The following is a 7,598-nucleotide window of genomic DNA, read 5'->3' on the forward strand; positions in this document are numbered from 1 at the left end:
GGGATTAGTCTAGAGTCTACTATTTCCAAATTAGGACTAGTAGCTTAAATTTTTCCTATTTACTGCACAAGTCTAGTAATATTAATTTTTATCACATGTTAAATTATACCATAAAGTGGATGGTAAAAAATAAATATTTTATTATAAAAATATATTAAAAAAGGAGAAATAACTTTGCAGCTATTTCTCCAAATATATAAAGATGATTAAATAATATATCTAGATATTTTTACTAACAAGATTTGCAGCATTTTTTCCTTCTACATTTCTTAATTTTATTAACATATTCTTGAACTTCTTGTTTTGCTTTTTCATATCCAGAATTGCATCCAATCTTATATCCTTCTTCTTTTCCGTCTTCAAATCCTTTATCATAGCCACATTTATATTGATCATTACATCTATCATTAAATCCTTCTTCATATCCTTGGCAATATCCTTCTTCTACACCACCGATAAAACATTCACAATAATTTTCGCATGAATTATTTTTGTTTTTATGACATTTTTCTGAACTACTGCTTTCTCTACAATCTGATCTATGATTAGATTTACATTTGTGATGTCTTCTATTACCATGATTGCATGAATCTTTTTCATCAGAACTACTTCTTTCACATTCTGATGAATCTCTTCTAAAACCACATTTGCAATCACTTGAATCATATGATTCATATCTATCTGATCTACAAGATTCTTCCCTATCATGTTTATCAGATCTTCTACATCTACAGTCATCATAATCAAATCTATCTTTTGATGAGAAATCAGAATTGTGGCAATAATTACAATCAGATGTGTTTCTTGTTTCACACATACATGATTTTATAAAATCATCATAATCACAACAGTTCATTCTTTCTGATGAACTTCTAGATTCACAATCATGTCTTAAAAACTCTTCACTGCTACTGCTGCAGCTTGTACTCTTTGGATGATGCTTTCTTTTTCTTTCAAAACCACATTCACATCTCTTTTTTTCACATTCTCTTTTACCAGGTCTACAATTCTCATGTTTTTTGTTTTTCATCTTATTCTCTCCTTCGTAACAAAACATATTAAATATGCCTTATTAGCACTAAAATTAGATTATATTCTAATTTTGCTCTAAAGTTTTATTCTCTATAAAACTAATACCTGATATTATATTATGCAGAAACTTTATTTTAGTTCATAAATTATTCTCCAGAACATTCTATTTAAATAATGATTTATTCAAATTTATAAACATATTTAAATTTTCCTGTTATCTCATTGACTTAAATAATATTTAATCAAAAAAGCTGTTGCTTAAAGATTATATTGCATATTTTTAGATTCAATGCAATATGTCCTTTAATACAACAGCTCTAAAGAATTAAGTTTTGAAATTATACCTTTAAATCATGATTATAGATTTCTGTTAAAGTAAATATTTCATTTTCATATTCAAATTTTAAAATACAGCAATTATAAAATCTCTCTGTTTTCTTCACTTTTGCACACTTCTCCCATGCACAATAAAATTGTGCACACGCTGCACCATGAGAAACTGCTAATACAACTTTATGATCATCCTTTTCCATAATTTCCTTTAATGTATTACATATTCTTTCTCTTAATTTCAATTCACCTTCTCCACCAAATTGTTTAAAGAAATCACCATAAGGCAGTTTTGGATTTAAACATTCATCTTTTCCTTCAAAAGCTCCGAAATTCCACTCTTTTAAACCTTTAACTCTAATATAAGGAATTTTAAAATCAGTAACATATTCTAATGTATCACTTGCACGTTCTGATGTAGAACTGTAAGCATGATCAATAATAATATTATTATCTTTAAAATACTGTCCAGCAACTTGTGCTTGTTTAATTCCCAGTTCAGTCAAAGGAGAATCACACCATCCCTGAATTTTATGCTGTAAATTAAATAAAGTTTGTCCATGTCTCATTAAATATAATGTTTTTTTCATCTCAAATCCTCCCGCCATTTTTCAATATTCATCATAATAATATTATAAATCCCAATAACTACTATCAAAAATAAAAAAATATAACCTTAAGATATTTTTCTATTATCTCAAGGCTATTTATATATTTATTTCTTATTAATATTTTAATACAACTAAATGTATATAATATATTTCATGTTAATTTATAAGTATTGTCTTTAAATTATCCAAATTAAATATCTCATCCTGTTCAAATGTTTCATATAAGGCTTCAACATTTTCTTCAGAATGTTCAATATCTTTTGAATATAACTTTGCAATTTCAACTTGATCATTCATGGTGAATTCTTTACCATTTTTTATCCATCTTACAACATCCAGTTCTTTTATCATAAGAGTACTTACAATTGCCAGCTTTACTTTTGCAGATACATCATAATCATATACACCTTTCATAAAATATCTAAATATAAAGTAAACCATTATGTGTTCAAATTCATATAATCGATCTCTATAATATTCGTCAAATTCTTTATGTTTTTCTATATAAAATTCATAATTTGAATTTTCTTTATAAAAACATTCTATTGCTTCATCAATTACTATAGGACATTCTTCATTAATATGTTCAATTTGTGAATATACATTAAAATACTTTTTTATATTATTATATTTAGTTTCGCCTCTATCTTTGAATTTTTCCAAATCTGCTATGTATTTATTTATAAATTCATTATCATCGTACTTTTCTCTAACCTGCTCTATTTCTCTAATTTTATCCTCATCTATCTTATCTTGAATTTCTTTTGAAAAACCTAATACAATAGCCATTCTATAATTTAAATTTATATTTCTGTTTTGAAGTATTTTCATAATAATCTTTCTTGATTTTAACAGCTGTACAAACGCATCAAAGTTTAAACCACTATACGATAATACCATTTCTTCATTTTCATTGACTTCAAATTCTGTTATTTTTGAATCTCCAAATATTATTCTTGCAGCTTCAGGACAAGATAATGACAATCCTTCTTCTCTTATGCTTCCAAATTCATCTGAAAATCTTGGATATTGCTGACATGTATAACAAAGGTTTTCTTCACCTAATTCACTATATATATCACACATCTTATTTTTATTTAAAAATGCACAATTATTACCTTTAAGCCTAAATACATGTTCATTATCTTCATCTAAATAAATTTCTTTTTTTAGTCTTTCTCCAAATTCACCTTTTACAGAATTATATACCTCATATGCATCTTCATCTACTACTATTTCCCATCCAGCACAACATGTATCTTCACATTCTGAAGCTATACACTTAAATTTTTTAAAATAATCTGGCACTCTTGTTTTCATTGTCTTTCCTCCTACAACATTTCCTTTTCTTATAATATCACCACTTTCTATTATTTTTAAGTAATTTTTAATAATATTTACCCATACTTGATTTAAAATTTATATCTCCTACTTATTTTCAGCCATAACTCCAACTAATGGATGAGCCTCATATAACTCTTCTAAATATCTCATTTCTTCTAATGTCAAATCAACATCATTTAAAGCTTCTAATGTTTCTTCTATAGGAGTATAATTGTCCCATGCGTGTAATATATATAAATCTACATAATCCATCTGTAATCTTTTTAAGCTATTATTTAAACATGTTTCAATATGTTCCTTAGCACTTATTCCTTGATCAATTTGTTGTTTGGTACGTCCATGAAACTTTGTAGCAATTATAACATCTTCTCTTTTTGAAAATTCTTTTATGGCTTTTCCTAAAAATAATTCACTTGTCCCACTTTGATAAGCCATTGCTGTATCAAAGAAATTAATTCCTTGATCTAATGCATACTTTATTATTTTTTTAGATTCTTCATAAGGTAATGTCCATGTATGTATTCACTGTAATGCATCGCCAAATCCCATACACCCTAAGCAAACCTTAGAAACTTTTAAATCTGAATTTCCCAATTGAACATATATCATAATAAATTCTCCTAACTCTGTCTAATAATTAAATCCAATTTCATATACTTTTTCAGTATTAATATTATTCCTTGTGTTTATTGTAAATAAAAAGAATAAAGAACTCCATTTATAATTTTTTAATATTGTCTATATTTTGACATTTAATCAATTTTGTCAATTTTTAAGTAGGGATTTTTTTTATATTCACCATCTTTAAATAATATATCCATGCCAATTCCTCTCATTTTAACAATAAGTCCAGCAATTTCTTCACTGGATACAGGCATATCTGATAATATCCACGATAATGTCATGCTGCTTGATGCTGAAGCATGGTATTCAGTTGCAAATTTCAAAGCTTCAGGCATTGTTTTTTTTCCATACAATTTTTGATGCCATTTCATATCAAATTCATAACAATGTTTATAAATGTAATCCTTTAAACAATTCTGTCCATCCATTAAGCATGCAGCTTTCATAAAATAATGATATTTTCTTATATTATTAAACGTTTCAACTAATGAATTATAGAAATTTATTTGCATATTATTCTCATTAAAATCAGGTACAATCCTAGAATTGTAAATATATTGAATCAAATCATCCTTATCTTTGAAATGATTATAAAATGTTTGTCGACTAACTCCTGCTTTATTCAATAGTTATTGAATTCAATTTTTTTCTTCACATAAATCTAATAAAGCATCTGATAAAATCTTTTTTATATTAATTGCCACAAATAACACCTTCTTTTTCCCATAATAACACAATAAATTTACTTTATCACTTTATATATTTTTTAATGTTATAAAAAATCAGTATATCTGTTTTTAAAAAGGTAAATTAGTCATATCTTTTTATGGTATAATAATACAAATAATAAATGTATTGTAATATTATTTAACTGAGGAGAGAATACAATGGAATTAATGCATTATTTTTTGCAAATAAATTTTTCTACGATAATTATTGCCTTCTTCATGCTAATCTTTGTAAATGCCAATCCGGTTTTTGAACGCAGAATAGTTAATATGTTTTCTACTGCAGCAATAATGATCTTGTTTTTAGTTTTTATTGATAGCATAGAATACTGGTGTGCTTCTCTTTCTCATCCTATTATGTTGCGTGTAATAGTCTCAATTTTAGGTTATTTTTTACGACCAGCTATTATATTCTTAAATTTAATTCTACTATGTCGCAATAATGTAAAAAGAAATACATACATATTAATGGCCTTACCTATGATTATAAATGGATTAATTGTATTCACTGCATTATTTAGCAATATTGCATTTTCCTACTCAGAAGATAACAAATTTATTCGTGGACCTTTAGGATATGCTCCTTTCTTAGCAAGTGGAATATATTTATTATTAATTGTAATAATGACAAAAAAATTATTTAAGGGCGAAAACAAAAATGAATCCCTTATAGCAATTGCTATTGCAGTAATCAGTTCATTAGCTGCTGTTTTAGAATCAGCATTTAATTATGATGGATTTATTAACATTGCAGGGGCTGCATCAATGGCATTTTATTATATGTATTTAACAACTCAGCAATTTAAGCATGATCCATTAACAGGTGCTCTAAATCGTAGAAATTTTTATATAGATGGCGAGAAAAATTTTCAATACTTAACTGCAATAATTTCTATTGACTTAAATAATTTAAAAACAATAAACGATAAATTAGGACATGCTGAAGGCGATAGAGCTATATGTACATTAACTAAATGCGTTCATAGTTCATTATTAAATGGGTGTTTTTTATATAGAACTGGTGGTGATGAATTTATGATATTATGTTTTAGACAAAAGAAATGTAATATTCCAGATATGATAAAAAATATTAAGTTAGAAATGAAAAAAACACCATATTCTTGTGCAATTGGAACAGTATTTTTAGAATCTGACATAGATTTTAAACAAGCATGCTCACTTGCTGATGCTGCCATGTATGAAAATAAAAGATTATTAAAAAACAAAAAAAATCATTAATAATTTCACTTCAATCTTATACAGTTCTTAATAATATTGACATTTTTAAAAAATATTTTGTAAAATATAGATATAAGTATATAAGATGTAAATATATAAAAGGGATGAGATGTTAAAATGAATGTTAAATTAAAAGAATTTGTTGAAAATCTAGAAACAATAAGGCAATTATTTGATGGAGAAGGTAATATTAGCGTTCTTGATTCAACAGGTGTAGTATTAGGCTATGCATTACCAAAAGGTGCAAAAAGATCTGAAAGTATGGAGATTGGGAAAAAATTCATTGATCCAACTGGTGCTTTTGAAAAAGTTATAAAAACCGGGAAAAAAGTACATAATTATTTGCCAAAAAACGTTGCTGGTATAGCTATTGAAGGAAATCTAGTTCCTATTAAGGATAATGATGAAGTTATTGGCTGTCTTATTTTTACATATTCAGTGGAAGGAAAAGAAAAAGTAACACAAATAGCTGAACAATTCAAAGAATCCGTTAACAATATTGATAATTCTGTACAGGATATTATTAACGGGACTGAAAAGCTTGCTGATATGTTAAAAGATATGAATAATCTTACTTCTGATGTAAACTCAGCAGTTAACAGCACATCTGAAGTTATAAATAATATTGAGAAAAATGCCTCACTCTCTAATATCTTAGCATTAAATGCATCTATTGAAGCCGCAAGAAGTGGAGAAGCAGGTAAAGGTTTTTCTGTAGTTGCAACAGAAATGCGAAAATTAGCAACTGATAGTGGAGATTCAGCAAAAGCTATAAAAGAAACATTAGATAATATAGAAAATTGTCTTAAAAATATTGTTAATTCAATAAACAATGCTAATAATGTAGCAAATAATTATACTGAAAGTATTAAATATATCAAATCTATGCTAGAAAAAGCAATTTCTCTCTCAGATGATTTAGAAAAAGATTTTCATAATTAACAAGATATCAATTATCAATGCGCAAAAAACTCCTTCTTGCAATAATTTTCTATTTTGATTATTTACAAGAAGAAGTTTTTTTATTCAGTTTACATAAAATTATATATATTGGAAGTCTGTTGTTATTATTCTTTATTTCAACATCCTACTCATATCATCTACCATACCATTAATTGCAATTGCTTGATTTGCAACTTCTGTCATATGTTCAGCATTATTTTCTGCCATTTTATTAATAGAATTAAATTGTTCATTTTCATTTCTGATACTTTCTGCAATACTCTTGTTAATAGTCACTGTTTTCCTTATCACATCTGATTGTTTACTATGCGCATTCCCCATTATATTAATTGTCTCCACAGAAGTGTTCAACAACTCTTTCATTTCCTTCATACTGCTAAAAACATTAGAAAAATACTCGTTCTGTATATTTAATTTATCCGAATTTTCTCCAACCTGATCAGTAATTTTCTGTACATTATTCTTAACCCGTTCAATTACGCTTTCTACTTGTTTCAATGAATTTTGTGTACTATTAGCAAGATTTCCCACTTCTGTTGCGACAACTGCAAATCCTTTTCCTGCTTCTCCTGCTCTAGCTGCCTCGATAGATGCATTTAATGCGAGAAGATTTGTTGAAGTTGATATATCATTAAGCAAATTTAATGTAACTGCTACTTAAAATGTAATCAAATATAAACATTTTAAGAATATTACTGTTTCAATGTATCTGCTTTTGCTATTAAAG

Annotated in this window: 8 protein-coding genes and 1 pseudogene; 2 read left to right on the forward strand and 7 right to left on the reverse strand. The window is 26.7% G+C overall.

Features of this window, described 5'->3' with window-relative positions; translation table 11 throughout:
• Positions 1-232: 232 nt before the first annotated feature.
• The 6 genes and pseudogenes from Q0F58_RS15700 to Q0F58_RS19695 all read right to left on the reverse strand — a co-directional run.
• Positions 233-1,030 carry a hypothetical protein gene (locus Q0F58_RS15700; protein WP_294378633.1) on the reverse strand — a complete coding sequence of 266 codons (798 nt, stop codon included), beginning with the start codon at positions 1,028-1,030 and terminating at the stop codon, positions 233-235.
• Between the two features lie 340 nt (positions 1,031-1,370).
• Positions 1,371-1,952 (reverse strand): histidine phosphatase family protein, encoded by a 582-nt coding sequence (locus tag Q0F58_RS15705; RefSeq protein ID WP_294378634.1) that lies wholly within the window; start codon positions 1,950-1,952, stop codon positions 1,371-1,373.
• A gap of 177 nt (positions 1,953-2,129) precedes the next feature.
• A complete protein-coding gene (fliB, locus tag Q0F58_RS15710) occupies positions 2,130-3,293 on the reverse strand; it encodes a flagellin lysine-N-methylase (RefSeq protein WP_294378636.1) in 1,164 nt (387 codons plus the stop codon).
• A gap of 108 nt (positions 3,294-3,401) precedes the next feature.
• A complete protein-coding gene (locus Q0F58_RS15715) occupies positions 3,402-3,839 on the reverse strand; it encodes an aldo/keto reductase (protein WP_294378652.1) in 438 nt (145 codons plus the stop codon).
• Between the two features lie 230 nt (positions 3,840-4,069).
• On the reverse strand, positions 4,070-4,453 hold the full coding sequence (locus tag Q0F58_RS15720) for a TetR-like C-terminal domain-containing protein (protein ID WP_294378638.1): 384 nt from the start codon (positions 4,451-4,453) through the stop codon (positions 4,070-4,072).
• A gap of 48 nt (positions 4,454-4,501) precedes the next feature.
• Positions 4,502-4,567, reverse strand: a pseudogene (locus tag Q0F58_RS19695) (TetR/AcrR family transcriptional regulator); the annotation flags it as partial.
• A 261-nt stretch (positions 4,568-4,828) separates the two neighbouring features.
• On the opposite strand from Q0F58_RS19695, the gene Q0F58_RS15725 reads away from it, so the two are divergent.
• On the forward strand, positions 4,829-5,908 hold the full coding sequence (locus tag Q0F58_RS15725) for a GGDEF domain-containing protein (RefSeq protein ID WP_294378641.1): 1,080 nt from the start codon (positions 4,829-4,831) through the stop codon (positions 5,906-5,908).
• A gap of 117 nt (positions 5,909-6,025) precedes the next feature.
• A complete protein-coding gene (locus Q0F58_RS15730) occupies positions 6,026-6,850 on the forward strand; it encodes a methyl-accepting chemotaxis protein (RefSeq protein ID WP_294378644.1) in 825 nt (274 codons plus the stop codon).
• Between the two features lie 132 nt (positions 6,851-6,982).
• Here the strand turns inward: Q0F58_RS15730 and Q0F58_RS15735 are convergent, their stop codons facing one another.
• Positions 6,983-7,510 carry a methyl-accepting chemotaxis protein gene (locus Q0F58_RS15735; protein ID WP_294378649.1) on the reverse strand — a complete coding sequence of 176 codons (528 nt, stop codon included), beginning with the start codon at positions 7,508-7,510 and terminating at the stop codon, positions 6,983-6,985.
• Between the last annotated feature and the right edge of the window lie 88 nt (positions 7,511-7,598).

Source organism: uncultured Clostridium sp., from assembly GCF_934754915.1.
Taxonomy (GTDB): domain Bacteria; phylum Bacillota; class Clostridia; order Clostridiales; family Clostridiaceae; genus Clostridium.

Bases quoted from the DNA above. Each gene is read 5' to 3' on its own strand.
- Q0F58_RS15700 (WP_294378633.1), bottom strand. From the start codon at position 1,030: ATGAAAAACAAAAAACATGAGAATTGTAGACCTGGTAAAAGAGAATGT.
- Q0F58_RS15705 (WP_294378634.1), bottom strand. From the start codon at position 1,952: ATGAAAAAAACATTATATTTAATGAGACATGGACAAACTTTATTTAAT.
- fliB (WP_294378636.1), bottom strand. From the start codon at position 3,293: ATGAAAACAAGAGTGCCAGATTATTTTAAAAAATTTAAGTGTATAGCT.
- Q0F58_RS15720 (WP_294378638.1), bottom strand. From the start codon at position 4,453: ATGCAAATAAATTTCTATAATTCATTAGTTGAAACGTTTAATAATATA.
- Q0F58_RS15725 (WP_294378641.1), top strand. From the start codon at position 4,829: ATGGAATTAATGCATTATTTTTTGCAAATAAATTTTTCTACGATAATT.
- Q0F58_RS15730 (WP_294378644.1), top strand. From the start codon at position 6,026: ATGAATGTTAAATTAAAAGAATTTGTTGAAAATCTAGAAACAATAAGG.